12 protein-coding genes are annotated in these 14,240 nt (G+C 60.0%); 4 read left to right on the top strand and 8 right to left on the bottom strand.

The features are described 5' to 3' along the window. Positions 1 to 75 precede the first annotated feature (75 nt). The 3 genes from AC6I8C_RS04270 to phoB are packed head-to-tail and all read right to left on the bottom strand — an operon-like array spanning position 76 to position 3,033. Positions 76 to 996: a PstS family phosphate ABC transporter substrate-binding protein gene (locus AC6I8C_RS04270; protein WP_497821699.1), complete on the bottom strand. Its 921-nt coding sequence runs from the start codon at positions 994 to 996 to the stop codon at positions 76 to 78. A gap of 19 nt (positions 997 to 1,015) precedes the next feature. Next, positions 1,016 to 2,329: a phosphate regulon sensor histidine kinase PhoR gene (phoR, locus tag AC6I8C_RS04265; protein ID WP_497821698.1), complete on the bottom strand. Its 1,314-nt coding sequence runs from the start codon at positions 2,327 to 2,329 to the stop codon at positions 1,016 to 1,018. Between the two features lie 14 nt (positions 2,330 to 2,343). Further along, on the bottom strand, positions 2,344 to 3,033 hold the full coding sequence (gene phoB / locus AC6I8C_RS04260) for a phosphate response regulator transcription factor PhoB (protein ID WP_003852491.1): 690 nt from the start codon (positions 3,031 to 3,033) through the stop codon (positions 2,344 to 2,346). 196 nt (positions 3,034 to 3,229) lie between these two features. Between phoB and sbcD the strand changes: the two genes are divergently transcribed. Together sbcD and AC6I8C_RS04250 are read left to right on the top strand one after the other, a co-directional pair. Continuing rightward, a complete protein-coding gene (gene sbcD / locus AC6I8C_RS04255; protein WP_497821697.1) occupies positions 3,230 to 4,429 on the top strand; it encodes an exonuclease subunit SbcD in 1,200 nt (399 codons plus the stop codon). Further along, positions 4,426 to 8,100 (top strand): AAA family ATPase, encoded by a 3,675-nt coding sequence (locus AC6I8C_RS04250; RefSeq protein ID WP_497821696.1) that lies wholly within the window; start codon positions 4,426 to 4,428, stop codon positions 8,098 to 8,100. Before sbcD ends, AC6I8C_RS04250 begins: the two co-directional genes overlap by 4 nt. 29 nt (positions 8,101 to 8,129) lie before the next feature. Here AC6I8C_RS04250 and AC6I8C_RS04245 read toward each other — a convergent pair whose 3' ends face one another. From AC6I8C_RS04245 to AC6I8C_RS04235, 3 genes are read right to left on the bottom strand one after another with little or no spacing between them, the layout of a single operon-like run. Further along, on the bottom strand, positions 8,130 to 8,786 hold the full coding sequence (locus AC6I8C_RS04245; RefSeq protein ID WP_497821695.1) for a DUF799 domain-containing protein: 657 nt from the start codon (positions 8,784 to 8,786) through the stop codon (positions 8,130 to 8,132). Further along, positions 8,783 to 9,142: a DUF4810 domain-containing protein gene (locus AC6I8C_RS04240; RefSeq protein ID WP_497821694.1), complete on the bottom strand. Its 360-nt coding sequence runs from the start codon at positions 9,140 to 9,142 to the stop codon at positions 8,783 to 8,785. The genes AC6I8C_RS04245 and AC6I8C_RS04240 overlap by 4 nt, the downstream gene beginning before the upstream one ends. 11 nt (positions 9,143 to 9,153) lie before the next feature. After that, entirely contained in the window at positions 9,154 to 9,831 is a 678-nt protein-coding gene (locus AC6I8C_RS04235) for a CsgG/HfaB family protein (protein ID WP_497821693.1), read from the bottom strand. 315 nt (positions 9,832 to 10,146) lie between these two features. Here AC6I8C_RS04235 and AC6I8C_RS04230 point away from each other — a divergent pair, with 315 nt between their 5' ends. Then, positions 10,147 to 10,377 (top strand): cell envelope integrity TolA C-terminal domain-containing protein, encoded by a 231-nt coding sequence (locus tag AC6I8C_RS04230; protein ID WP_497821692.1) that lies wholly within the window; start codon positions 10,147 to 10,149, stop codon positions 10,375 to 10,377. Here AC6I8C_RS04230 and qhpR read toward each other — a convergent pair. Both qhpR and AC6I8C_RS04220 read right to left on the bottom strand, forming a co-directional pair. After that, entirely contained in the window at positions 10,374 to 11,441 is a 1,068-nt protein-coding gene (gene qhpR, locus AC6I8C_RS04225; RefSeq protein WP_098051353.1) for an AraC-like transcriptional regulator QhpR, read from the bottom strand. The genes AC6I8C_RS04230 and qhpR overlap by 4 nt on opposite strands. A gap of 154 nt (positions 11,442 to 11,595) precedes the next feature. Beyond that, positions 11,596 to 12,600, bottom strand: a complete 1,005-nt coding sequence (locus tag AC6I8C_RS04220; protein ID WP_497821691.1) for a phosphotransferase enzyme family protein — start codon at positions 12,598 to 12,600, stop codon at positions 11,596 to 11,598. 249 nt (positions 12,601 to 12,849) lie between these two features. Between AC6I8C_RS04220 and eat the strand changes: the two genes are divergently transcribed. Further along, positions 12,850 to 14,214, top strand: coding sequence for an ethanolamine permease (gene eat / locus AC6I8C_RS04215; RefSeq protein WP_195857294.1), 1,365 nt, complete (start codon positions 12,850 to 12,852; stop codon positions 14,212 to 14,214). Positions 14,215 to 14,240 lie beyond the last annotated feature (26 nt).

Genomic DNA, 14,240 nt, shown 5'->3' with positions numbered 1-14,240 from the left:
GCAGAGTGACACGAGTCACCTTTGTCTGCAACTGAAGAAAATTCAGCGATGATGAAAAAAATTCATGCTGGAAGATTATTGCAGCGCTGCGCGCGCCTGCGCCATCTGGCTGTCAGAGAGCGGCAGGTAGCCCGCTTCGCTGACACGCCGCTGTCCCTGCACGGAAAGCACCTGTTGCAGAAACGCGGCTACCAGCGGTGGCAGCGGTTTGCCGGGCGCTTTGTTGACATAGAGATAAAGCGGACGCGCCCAGGGATAGCGGCCGCTGCGGATAGCATCGGCATCCGGAGCAATCGCCTGGCCCTGGTCATTCACCACCGCCAGCATTTTTACGCCGCTGAGGTGAAAGCCAAAACTGGCGTAGCCGATGCTGCGCGAATTACCAGCCACCGCCTGCACCACCGCGGCCGAGCCGGGAAACTCCGCTACGTCACTGCGGAAATCGCCTTTGCACAGCACCTGCTGTTTGAAGAAACCCCAGGTGCCGGAGGCGGAGTTGCGGCCATAACGCTGAATCGGCCGTTCGCGCCACTGGTCGCCGGTTAAACCAAGATCGCCCCAGCGCAGCGGCACACTGTGCGCGCCACACAGGCGGGTAATGGAGAAAATAGCGTCGAGCTGGCGCGGTTCAATCTGCTGCAGCGGATTACGCTGATTGACCACCACCACCAGCGCATCCATTGCCACCGGCACCGCCAGCGGTGGATAGCCGTAGCGCGCCTCAAAGGCCTGACGTTCATCGGCCTGCATCGGTCGACTCATCGGCCCAAGCTGTGCGGCACCCGCCGCCAGCGCGGTCGGCGCGGTAGACGAACCGGAGGCCTGAACCTGCACATTGACGCCCGGTGCCTGACGACTGAAATCTTCGCCCCACAGGGTCATCAGATAGCCGAGCGTGTCGGATCCGACGCTGCTGAGATTGCCGGAGAGTGCGCCGGGCTGGGCCAGCGCCAGACCCGGCAGCAGAGAGACGATTAACAAAACAAGGAGGCGCATCAGAGAGATCCGGCAGCGATTAATGAACGGCATTCTCCTGCATCACGCTGCTGACAATCAACCTTGCGGGCAGCGTAAAGGTAAAACAGGTCTCTTTATGCGGCACGCTGGTGATATCGAGCCGCGCGTTGTGGTGACTCAGCGCATGTTTCACAATCGCCAGTCCCAGCCCGCTGCCGCCGGTGGCGCGCGAACGCGCCTTATCAACCCGGTAGAACCGCTCGGTCAGACGCGGAATATGTTCAGAGGCGATACCCGGCCCGTTGTCGCACACCCGGAAGGTCGCGCCCTGCTTGCCACGCAGCCAGCTGATATCGATCCGCGTGCCCTCCGGCGTGTGATTCACCGCGTTGTAAACCAGATTGGAGATGGCACTGCGCAGCTGTTCGTCGTTGCCGAACACTTTCAGATGGGGATCGGTATGGAAATGGATATCGTGACGACCGCCACTCAGCGTCGCCGCCTCATGCTGCAGCAGCTTCAGCATCACCGGCACATCGACCTTCTCTTTGAGATCGATCGCGGGCGCGGCTTCAATGCGCGACAGCGTCAGCAGCTGTTTCACCAGGCTGTCCATGCGGCGCGTCTGCTCCGACATGGTGTGCAGCGCTTTGCTGCGCGACGGCTCACTCATCACCGAGTCATTCATCATCTCCAGATAGCCCTGCAGCACGGTGAGCGGCGTGCGTAACTCATGGCTGACGTTAGCAAAGAAGTTGCGGCGCGCCCCTTCCAGCTGATGCATCTGCGTCACATCACGGGCCACCAGCAGCCACTGCCCTTCGCTGTAGGGCATGACGCGGAATTCCATGTGAAGTTTGTTGTTCAGCACCAGCGTCAGCGGCTTGTCAAAATCGCGCTGGCGAAGATAGCGGGAGAACTCCGGGTAACGCAGCAGATTGAGGATATTCTGGCCATTATCTTCCGGCCAGCGCAGGCCAAGGTGCTGCTGCGCCAGGCCGTTACACCAGAAAATAGTGCCCTCTTCCGTGGTCAGGATCACCGCATCCGGCAGCGATTCGGCCCCGCTGCGGAAACGCTTAATCAGATTGCCCAGTTCACGCCGCCGCCGCCGGTTGCGCAGCTGCATCTGGTAAAGCCCATAAAACAGCGGTTCCCAGCTGGCACGCCCGGTCGGTGGCGTCATGGTGCGGTCGAGCCACAGCCAGTGCGACAGCCGCATCAGATTGTAAAAATGCCACAACAGCACCACCAATACGCTCAGCAGCAGCCACCAGGGCAGGCCGCCAGACAGCAGGCCCAGCAGCGCCGCAGGCAGACAGGCCAGCAGCAGTTCTGTCAGTAATCTCTTCCAGGAGAGGCGTTCCAGCACGGTAAAGGCTCCGTTTAGTAGCGGGCAGAGAAACGATACCCTGTTCCACGGACGGTTTGTACCATGCGATCGTGGCCGGAGACTTCCAGCGCTTTACGTAAACGGCGAATGTGAACATCGACAGTGCGATCTTCCACATACACATTGGTGCCCCAGACGTGGTTCAGCAACTGTTCGCGGCTGTAGACACGTTCCGGGTGAGTCATAAAGAAGTGCAGCAGCTTATATTCGGTGGGGCCCATCTCAAGCGGCGTGGTTTCGGACATCACGCGATGTGAGGAGGGATCCAGACTCAGCCCCTGCATCTCAATCACCTCTTCCACCGCCATCGGCGAAATGCGGCGCATCACCGCTTTGATCCGCGCCATCAGCTCTTTGGGTGAAAACGGCTTGGTAATGTAATCATCGGCACCCACTTCCAGGCCGCGCACCCGATCTTCCTCTTCGCCGCGCGCGGTCAGCATCATCACCGGGATATCGCGGGTCATCGCCTCGCGCTTCAGATGCTTGATAAACTGAATCCCGCTGCCACCGGGTAACATCCAGTCCAGCAAAATCAGATCGGGCCAGGGTTCAATCAGCTTGCCAACGGCGCTGTCATAATCTTCCGCCTCGATTGGCTGATAGTCGTTCTGCTCCAGAACAAAACACAACATTTCACGGATGGGGGCTTCATCCTCCACAACCAAAATGCGCTTAGCCATTATTACTCCTGCTGATTATGACGGCTGTCACTGAGATTCGCGGCGCCATTATGCGTCAGATTTGTGACACTTTTATGAAAAACATAACCTGCCTGTAACCTCACTGGTAATCATTTATGACAGCGCAGCGACATTTTTTGCTTTGGCCGCAGAGCCAGTATAATCGCCCAGCGAATCACAACGGCAGGGACTCATCATGCGCATTATTCATACTGCGGACTGGCATCTGGGGCAGTTCTTCTACAACAAAAGTCGGGCGGCGGAACATCAGGCGTTTCTTGACTGGCTGTTGATCCAGATTGAACAGCATCAGGTGGATGCGCTGATTATTGCAGGCGACCTGTTTGATACCGGCACGCCGCCCAGCTACGCCCGCGAGATGTTTAACCGCTTCGTGGTGGCGCTGCAGCCTACCGGCTGTCAGCTGATTGTGCTGGCGGGTAACCACGATTCCGTGGCAACGCTGAACGAGTCACGCGAATTGCTGGCCTGTCTCAACACGCGGGTGATCGCCACCCCGCAGGCGCAGGATGATGTGCTGCTGCTCAACACCCGCCAGGGCGAGCCGGCTGCCCTGCTGTGCGCCATTCCCTATCTGCGCCCGCGCGATATCCTGCGCAGCCGGGCGGGTCAGTCGGGACGCGACAAGCAGACCTCGCTGCTGGAGGCGATTGCCCACCACTATCAGCAGCGTTTCGCCGCCGCCCAGGCGCTGGGCTATGCGCTGCCAGTCATTGCTACCGGTCACCTCACCACCGTCGGCGTCAGCCAGAGCGATTCGGTGCGCGACATCTACATCGGCACGTTGGACGCGTTTCCCGCCAGCGCGTTTCCCGCTGCTGACTATATTGCGCTCGGCCATATTCACCGCGCCCAGCGGGTCGCGGGCAGCGAGCATATCCGCTACAGCGGCTCACCGATTCCACTGAGCTTTGATGAGCTGGGGACTGAAAAAAGCGTCTTCCTGCTGGAGCTGGCGGCCAGCGGCCTGCAGTCAGTTACGCCGCTGGTGGTGCCGCAGGCGCAGCCGATGCAGGTGCTGAAAGGTTCGCTGGCACAGATTGCGGAACAGTTAAATGCCTTCAGTTCGGCAGAGCAGGAAAAACCGACCTGGCTCGACATCGAAGTGACCACTCAGGAGTACCTCAGCGATCTGCAACGTCAGGTCGAAACCCTGACCGCCACACTGCCGGTCGAAGTCTTGCTGCTGCGCCGCAGCCGTGAACAGCGGCAGCAGAGCCTGGCGCGGCTCGACAACGAAACGCTGAGTGAGCTGAAGGTGGAAGAGGTCTTTGCCCGCCGCCTGGCGCTGGATGAAGAGCTGCAACCGGCGCAAATCGACGAGATGATCACGTTGTTCCGCCAGACGCTGGCCGCCATGGAAGAGACCCAATGAAGATCCTTACGCTACGGTTTAAAAACCTCAATGCCCTGCGCGGTGAATGGTTCATCGACTTCCGCGCCGAGCCTTTTGCCAGCAACGGCCTGTTCGCTATTACCGGTGCCACCGGGGCGGGTAAAACCACCCTGCTGGACGCCATCTGCCTGGCGCTCTATCACCAGACGCCGCGCCTGGGCGCGATTTCCCAGAGCCAGAATGCGCTGATGACCCGCGACTGCGCAGAATGTCTGGCTGAGGTCGAGTTTGAGATCAAAGGTGAAGCCTGGCGCGCCTTCTGGAGCCAGAACCGCGCGCGTGGCACCGCTGACGGCAAGTTACAGGCACCGCGCGTTGAGCTGGCGCGCTGTGACGACAACACCATTGTTGCCGATAAAGTCGGTGACAAGCTGAAGATGATCGAAACCCTCTCCGGACTCGATTTCGAACGCTTCACCCGCTCAATGATGCTGTCACAGGGACAATTCGCCGCCTTTCTCAACGCGAAAGCCAGTGAACGCGCCGAACTGCTGGAGGAGCTGACCGGCACTGAAATCTATGGCTTGATTTCCGCTGCCATCTACGAGCGTCATAAAGAGGCGAAAACCCAGCTGGATCTGCTGCGCAGCCAGGCGGGTGCGATGGCGCTGCTGGATAGCGACGCCCGCGACGCGCTGCAACAGCAGCTCAGCGATCTGACCAGGGCTGAACAGCAGCTCAGCGCGGATTATCAGCAGGCGCAGCAACAGCAGCAGTGGCAGCAGCAGGCACAGCAGTTACAGCAGGAGAGTGAGCAGGCTGAAGCGACGCTGCAGCAGGTGCAGGCCGCGTCACAGGCGGCGGAAACCGACCGCCAGCGTCTGGCGCGCAGCGAACCGGCTGAAAAACTGAGGATTAAACTGCAGCAGCGCGACGCCTTGCGCAGTGAACAGCAGCAGGCTGAGAGCCGCTATCAGCAGCTTACCGCGGCGCAGCAGCAGGCGCAGAACCAGCAGCAGCATCATCAGCAAAATTATGTGGCCGCTCAGACCGCCCGCCAGCAGGCGCAGCAGGAACAGCAGCAGCAGGAGAGCCTGCTGACGGAACAGGTCCTGCCGCTGGATCAGCGGATTAGCACGCTGCAGCAGCAGCTTGCAGAGCAGCAGCAGGAAAATGCCCGGCAGCAGCAGCATGCCGACCAGACCCAGGCCAGCCTGACGCAGCAGATGCAGCAGGTCGCGGGCTGGCAGCAGGCGATTACCGAACAGCATCAGTTACGCGAGCAGCTGGCCGATCTGGCGTACTGGGGCGCTTCGCTGCCGGTATGGCAGGAGAATTTTGCTCTGCTGGCACAGCGTGAGGCGACGCTGGCGGGCCTGACACAACAGCGCGAGCAGCAACAGCAACAGATCGATGCGCAACAGGCGAAACAGCAACAACAGGCACAACAGGCACTGCCGCGCCAGCAGGCGGAGCAACAGGCCAGCCAGGCGCTGTTGCAGGCGGAGCAGGCACTCACTTCGCTTCAGGAGCAGCATCCACCGGCTGCACTGCGGCAGGCATTAAGCCAGTTGCAAAACAGCCGTCCGGCGCGTCAGCAACTGCTGCTGCTCTCAACCCAGTGGCAGCCGCTGCACCAGCAGCTGGGCCAGCGCCAGCACAGGCTGAGCGCGCTGGAAAAAGCGCATCAGCAGAGTGAAGTGGAACTCCAGAGCCTGCGCGAGACGTGGAAACGCGAAAAACAGCAGCTGGATGATGTCGAAAAAATCTGCGCGCTGGAGCAGCAGATTGTCGACCTCAGCGATTACCGCGCCCGGCTCACCGCCGATCAGCCCTGCCCGCTGTGCGGCTCCTGCACTCATCCCGCCGTCGAGGCCTACAGCACACTGGAAGTGAGTGCTAACCAGCAGCGCCGGGCTGCGCTGCAGCAGCAAACCGAGGCACTGCGCGAAGCGGGCACGACAAAAAACGAACAGCTGAAGCAGTCAGTAGTGCAGCAGCAGGCCCTGCGCGAGGAAATCGCCGGGATGCAGCAACAGCTTGATCAGCTTGAGCAGCAATGGCAGGCGCTGAGCGGTGAGCTGGCACTTACCTTCCCGCTTGCCGATCGCGAGGCCTTAGCCGCGTGGCAGCAGCAGCAAAGCGACCGTGAAAGTCAGCTTGAGCAGCAGCGACAGGCTCAGGAGGCTGCTGAACAGGCGCGTCAGGCTGCGAAAGATCACCATCTTCAGCAGCTACAGGCCTGGCAGCAGCACCAGCAGGCAGAACAGCTGGCGCAGCAGTCGCTGACCAGCCTGCAACAGGCGCTGGATGCGTTGCAACAGCGTCAGCAGCAGGAACAGCAGGCCTGGGAGGAGTTGCAGAGCCGTCTGGAGCAGCAGTTCAGCGCACACCATCTTGCCCTGCCGGATGCCGCCGATCGCGATGCGTGGCTGGCGGAGCAACAGCGGCGCTGGCAGCGCTGGCAGGAAAGTGAGCAGTTGCTCGCTAACCTGCAGCCGCTGCTGTTAAAAGGGGAAACCCAGCTCACTGCCCTGCAGCAGCAGGCTGAACAGGAACAGCAGCAACTCACGACTCGCCAGCAGCAGCAGCAGCAGAGCCAGGCGCAGCTCAGCGAAATGCGTCAGCAGCGTCTGGCGCTGTTTGGCGATCGCGATGTCACTCATGCCCGTCAGCAGCTGCAGGCCCGCGTTCAGCACGCTGATGAACAGCTGGCACAGCAGCTAACCGCCCTGCAGCAGGCGCAGGCTGAGGTCAGTCGCCTGCAGGGTGAGCTGTCGGGGCTGGAAAATCAGCGTCAGACGCTCAGCGGTAAACTGGCAGAGGCGGAAAGCGTGCTGAAGCAGGCACTGGAGAGCGCCGGATTTGCCGATGAAACCAGCCTGCGCGCGGCGCTGCTGGATGAGCAGACCGCGCTGCAACTGCGCCAGCAGCTGCAGCAGCTCGATCAGCAATGCCAGCAGCAGCAGGCGCGACTGGCAGATCTGCACCAGCGGTTCAGCGCCCATCAGCAGGCGAAGCCCGACGCGATGCCGGAATCTGCGGAAGCGCTGACGCAGCAGCTGGAGCAGTTACGGCTGGCCCTGCGCGACAACGCCAGCCAGCAGGGTCAGATTCAGCAGCAGCTGCACAGCGACGCCAGCCTCCGCGCCCGACAGCAGAGCCTGATGACGCAGATTGAACAGGATGGTGTAGTGCTGGCGCAGTGGAGCCTGCTCAACGATCTGATCGGCTCCGCCAGCGGCGATAAATTCCGGCGCTTCGCCCAGGGGTTAACGCTGGATCATCTGGTAGCGCTTGCCAACCGTCAGCTCGATCGGCTGCATGGCCGTTATCTGCTGCAGCGCCGGGCGCAGGATCTGCTGGAGCTGGATGTCGTCGATACCTGGCAGGCCGACGCGGCTCGCGATACCCGCACGTTGTCAGGTGGCGAGAGCTTCCTGGTCAGTCTGGCGCTGGCGCTGGCGTTATCGGATCTGGTCAGCCACAAAACGCGCATCGAATCGCTGTTTCTGGATGAGGGGTTCGGCACGCTGGATGCTCAGACGCTGGATACCGCGCTGGATGCCCTGGACGCGCTCAACGCCAGCGGCAAAACCATAGGGGTGATTAGCCACGTGGAAGCGATGAAAGAGCGCATCCCGGTGCAGATCAAGGTACGCAAAATGAATGGCCTGGGTTATAGCCAGCTGGAGCTGCCGCAGGGATAACGGGCGCCAGAGCGCCCGTCTGAGTCTGATCAGCGGGCGCTAACCAGCGTGTAGCGTGGGCCGGTAAGTAACCCGCCCTGCTCGTTCTGGGCCAGCATACGATTGCTGGTCAGTCCAGCCACGGTGTGCGCTTTATCCGTGACGTTGCTGGCAATCTGTTTGATCGCCGCGTTCACCAGCATCCCCACCAGTCCGCCATTATTATTGTTGTTCTCTTCACTGTCGCTGGCAGTGGCCTTACCCTGCCAGATCTCTTTGCCGCTGCGCAAATCCACCAGCCGTGCTTTGGCGGTCACGGTGGTCACACTGTCGATCACCCGATAGCTGCTGCCATAGTCGCTAATTGAGATATAGAGCGCGCTATCGGCGTGGAAGATCTCATTCAGACGTTTCACGCTGACCGCCTGGGCGTCGCTGGCGTTGGTCAGGCCGTTCTGCTGAAAGGTCTCTTCAACCACCGCCACCGGGAAGACGTAGTAACCGGCTTCGGCCAGCGGACGCGTCACCAGTGAGTTCAGGCTGTGAGCGGCGTTGATATCCGGCGAGGTGTTAGCGGCAGGCAGCACCAGAATTGAGGCGGGCTTACTGGCACGAAACGCCGTGTAGTCGTACGGTTTTTTTGGCTGCGCACAGCCGGTCAGCAACAGCACCATCAGCGCGCCGCTCAGGGCAATCCATTTTTTCACTGTACCACTCCTTGTTTTTTACTCATCAGAAAATCCATGTAAGGTGCTGATTCGGGGAACAGCTGCTTCTCGGTGGCGAACTGACCAAACGCTTTATTGGTATCACCGGTTTTAGCGTAGAGCAGTCCGAGTTGCGCATGCAGGCCTGGCGGTACGGGCTGACTCGCAGCACGGGCTTTTTCCACATCCAGATTCAGCGCATCGATCTGCTTCAGCGGATCGCCGCTTTGCTGATAGTAGCTATAAATCTGTTCCTGATAGTCGCCCCAGTAGTAGATCGTTTTCGGCGCTTTTGGCGCACAGCCGGCTAGCAGCGCCGCTGCCATCAGCAGGCTGCCCAGTGTGATCATTTTCATTTACTGCTTCCTTATTTAGCCGGACGCCATGCGCCGTTGTTGATTCCATCCACTAAATGATCGACCGCTTCGCGAATCGCCAGATCCATCACTTTGCCGTTCAGCGTCGAGTCATAGCTGCTGGTGCCGCCAAAGCCGATCACTTCACGCGCCGAAAGCTGGTACTCGCCCGCACCCTGGGTGCTGTAAACCACTTCAGAGGTAATGACATCCACCACGTTGAGATTGACTTTGGCATAGGCGATCTGGGTTTTGCCGCGGCCCAGAATGCCCCACAGCTGCTGATCGCCCACTTCTTTGCGGCCAAACTCGGTAATATCACCGGTGATGATGTAGTTCGCGCCTTTAATATTCTGCTGGCTGCGTTTGAAGTCAGACTCCTGCTGCAGCTCTTTCAGGTTGCTGCGATCCAGCACGCTGAAGCGATTGGTCTGCTGCAGATGGGTAATCAGAATGGTTTTCGACTGATTACCCAGCCGATCGACGCCATCAGAGAAGATGCCGTTCATGTACGAGGAGCGGTTATCAAACTGACCTACCGCAATCGGGCTGCGGACGCCCTGATAAACCGGCTGGCTGGCTGCGCGAACCTGCGGAGCCTGAATAGCACGGGAAGATTCGGTAGCACAGCCGCTGATTAGCGAGGTGGTTAACAAGGAGAGTGCCGCAAAGGCATATTTTTTCTGCATTTCTAATCCATGAAGTGAAAAGAGACATCATCCGCACAGGGCGGTAAATTCTGGTTCTGCCGACAGTCGGAGGAATGCCATAGCATTCAGCAGACCGGTCTGTAGACTGTCGGCAGCAGACCGGAAGATCTTTAGAACAAAGTGGCTAATTTAATGAATTTAATTAATACAAGAGTGAGAATATTGCCAGCTGTGATTATTGCAGTGCTGCTCAGCGCCTGTCAGCAACCTGTGTCAAAGCAACGTGATAGCGTGGCAAACCTGTGTGAGCCTGCGAAGGATCCGGACAGCAAATCCTGTCACTGGACTAATCAAATGCAACCGGTACTGAATCGACAGTTTACTGATGCGGCGCGTTACGCCGGTAAGCAATGTCTGGTACGGATGGAGTGGCAACAACACAGCAGACATTATGCGGTGACGCAGACTCAGGGGGATGAGGCGCTCTGCCTGCGTGCCTGGCAGCTGGTGGCACAAACGCGCGATCTGCCACCACCGCCGGCGCCGGGACAACCGGCGTGGTTTGGCTTTGCGCCGCGTGGTTAGCTGGCCAGGCCTTCCTGGCGCCACTGGCGCGGACTGATGCCAAACCAGCGGCGAAATGCGCGTGAGAACGCGCTGACTTCCGAGTAGCCCAGCAGCAGCGCCATCTCCGAGATCGGCAGCTGCTTCTGCTGCAGATAGTGCGTCGCCATTTCGCAGCGCACCTGATCCACCAGCGCAGTAAAGCTGCTGCCCTCTTCGCGCAGCCGCCGCTGCAGTGACCAGCTCGACAGCCCGAGTTTATCCGCCACCTCTTCCAGCACCGGCTCGCCCTGCATCAGCGATAAATTAACCTGCGAACGCGCCTGCTCAATCATGCTCTGCTGAGACGTCCCGCGGTTCAGCCGCCGGATCGCATCCTGCATCACCATCAACAGGATCGGATCGCTCTCCGGCATCGCGCGCAGCAGATCGCGTTTCGGAATTACCAGCGAATTAAACGGCTGATCGAACCAGACCGGCGCATCAAACACTTTGCAGTGATCGTGCCACTGACCGGGACGCGGATGTTCAAAATGGACTTCGCGCGGTGCCCAGTGTCTCCCCGCGACGTGACGGATCAGATTCATAAACATCCCCAGCGTCAGCTCGGCATCCTGACGGCGCGACAGAATAGCCCCGTGGCGCACCTGATAGTCGAGCCGCCAGCATTCTCCTTTATCAACCAGCCGGGTTAAGGTGTCGTGCTGATGCCAGGGAAATGCGTTAACCACATTGTGCAGCGCCTGTTCCAGCGTGGCGGAGCACAAGCCAATGTAGCCGATCAGGCCTAATGACTGCGGTTTAAACTGCCTGCCGTAGTGCAAACCGAAGTTATCAAAACCAGAGTGCCGCGCCGCCTCTTCCAGCACCCGACAGTAGTTCACCAGCCCCAGGCTTAGCGTCGGGCTGGCCAGGCGCTCCGGATCGATGCCGCTGATGCCAAAAATGCGATCAACATCGCCGCCCTGTGTATGAATAAACTCACTCAGGCCGGTCGCCGCCGCAGCCAGCACGCCGTGATTGCCTGCCCCTGCCGCGGCAGAGCAGGCCGCAAACGCATCGGGCTTGATCAGTGTCGGATTCATGGTCGCCTCAGTCAGAAGTCAGGTGGATCACCCGTTCCTGAGATCAGAGCAAATTCCATACCAGGTCGCTAAGCCCCGCATGCGGGCGGTCCGGACTGCGCGCGGACACGGTATCCGGCACTGCGGCGGCGCAGCCACGCCCGCCGCTGGTGCATCAGACGCCGACCGGCAGCGGTTTCCCCTCAAGATAATCGCGGCAGAGTCGGACCGAATGACTGGCCCATGCCGGGCCGAGACTGCGCGCCATTTCGGTTTCAGCATGCGATCCTGCCCAGGCGGTGAGCTGGATACGACGCTGGATCAGCAGCGCGGGCAGCATGGCCATCTCCGCATCGCTGATATGCGCCACCTGCTCATAACCGCGTATCCAGTGATCGACCCACTCTGGCGCGCGCGGATGATGCTCAACAAAACTGATCGCGGCCGCCAGATCGTGCAGATACCAGCCGAGTCCGCAGTCATCGAAGTCGATCACCCGCGTTTCGCCCTTGTGCAGCAGCAGATTGGTCAGCCGCAGATCGGCGTGGATCAGGCCATAGCGATCCGATCCCTTACCAAACTGCGCCATCGCCGTGCCGACCTGCGCGATCGTCTGTTCGACGACGCCGTGATCGGCAACAGGCAGATTCGGCGCATCCTGCCAGCGTCCCCAGTGACTCTCAGCGCTAGTCATGGTGTGGTGATCCCAGATGATGCGCTGGAAACCCGCGGGCGGCTGCCACTGTTTGCTGTGCTGATGCAGCCGCGCGGTAATCTGGCCCAGTTGCTGAAAGGCGCGGGGATCAACGTCGGTGGTCGGCATCTCGCCGTCGATCCAGTGGAACAGCACCACGTAGCGCTCACTGCCATCTGGCAGCCGCAGCGTCAGCACCGTTTCGCCCGCGTTGTCCGGCACGGCTTCCGGCACCATAATGCCGGTTTCGCGCAATGCATCGAGCCACAGCAGTTCGCTGAGGATATCCGCTTTCTGATGGTAATCGCCGCGATGCAGCCGCAGCGCATAACGCCGGCCTGCCGCTTTCACCAGGAACGTGGCGTTCTCTGAGCGGCACAGCAGGCTGAGCTGTCCCTGCAGCGCGGCGGGATAACAGGCCAGCGCCTGCTGCGCCATCAGGGTGAGTTGGGAATCAGTCAGGTTGTCATATTGTTTAGCGCTCATCATCCGGCTCCTTTTCACTTGCGTTATCTCAGCATGCGTTGCCAGAAGGTGAGCTGCTTGACCTCAGAAGAGACAAAGTTGACCGCAGCGTGCAGCTGGCCAGGTTGTTGCCTGTGAGTTGACCGTGGAGGACAGAAGTCACTGCGCCCGCGTCAAGTCGTGGTGAGTAATGCAACGGCATTATCCCCTTACTTTAGTAGTTATGGCGGTGTAACGCCGCGTGAGACCAACAACGACGGGGATAACAGTATGACAAACAGACTCAAGCCCACGCTGGGCACCCTGCATCTGTGGGGGATTGCGGTTGGCCTGGTGATCTCAGGCGAATATTTTGGCTGGAGTTACGGCTGGGCGGTGGCAGGCACGCTGGGATTTCTGGTGACCACGGCGCTGATCGCCACGCTCTACACCTGCTTTATTTTTAGCTTCACCGAGCTGACCACCGCGATCCCCCATGCCGGCGGCCCCTTTGCCTATAGCCGTCGCGCCTTTGGCGAAACCGGTGGGCTGATTGCCGGTCTGGCAACGCTGATTGAGTTTGTCTTTGCGCCACCGGCGATCGCCATGGCGATCGGGGCTTATCTCAACGTGCAGTATCCCGAGCTGAACCCTAAAACCGCGGCGGTCGGGGCTTATCTGGTGTTTATGACGCTGAATATTCTGGGTGTAAAACTGGCGGCGATGTTCGAACTGGTTGTCACTGTACTGGCGGTCATTGAGCTGCTGGTATTTATGGGCGTGGTCTCGCCTGGCTTCAGCCTGGCGAACTTCGCCGCACACGGCTGGGCAGGCAGCGACAGCTTCGGCCTGCCCGCCTTCTCCGGCATTTTCGCCGCCATTCCCTTCGCTATCTGGTTTTTCCTTGCCATTGAAGGCGCCGCGATGGCGGCCGAAGAGGCGAAAGATCCCACCCGGACCATTCCCCGCGCCTATATCAGCGGGATCCTGACGCTGGTGGTGCTGGCGATTGGCGTGATGCTGATGGCGGGCGGCGCAGGTGACTGGCGCAAACTGGCCGACATTAACGATCCGCTGCCGCAGGCGATGAAAATGATCGTTGGCGAACACTCTAACTGGATGCATATGCTGGTGTGGATTGGGCTGTTTGGCCTGATTGCCAGCTTCCACGGCATCATCCTTGGTTACTCACGGCAGTTTTTTGCCCTGGCCCGCGCAGGCTATCTGCCCCCTTCGCTGGCAAAACTATCGCGTTTCCAGACCCCGCATCGCGCAATTATTCTCGGCGGCGTGCTGGGCATCGCGGCGATTTACAGTGACGGCGTGATTAATCTGCAGGGGATGACGCTGACGGCAGCGATGATCACCATGGCGGTGTTTGGCGCGATTGTGATGTACATCATGAGCATGCTGAGCCTGTTTAAACTGCGCCGCAGCGCGCCGGAGATGGTGCGCAGTTTCCGCGCGCCGGGCTATCCGATTGTACCGGGCATCGCCCTGCTGCTGTCAGTCGTCTGCCTGCTGGCGATGCTGTGGTTTAATCCGGTGATTGGCGCGCTGTTTGTCGCCATTATGGTGGTCGGCTATCTCTACTTCCTCGCCACCAAAGCGCAGCGCGATCGGGCACCGCAGGACACGATGCTGGCTGGCGAATAACCGCGACGCGGCAGGATGCTGCGCCA

The organism is Pantoea sp. X-Soil-YNGN-844 (genome assembly GCF_059730595.1).
The sequence above is the reverse complement of the archived record's forward strand: the minus strand, read 5'-3'. Positions and strand labels throughout refer to the sequence as shown.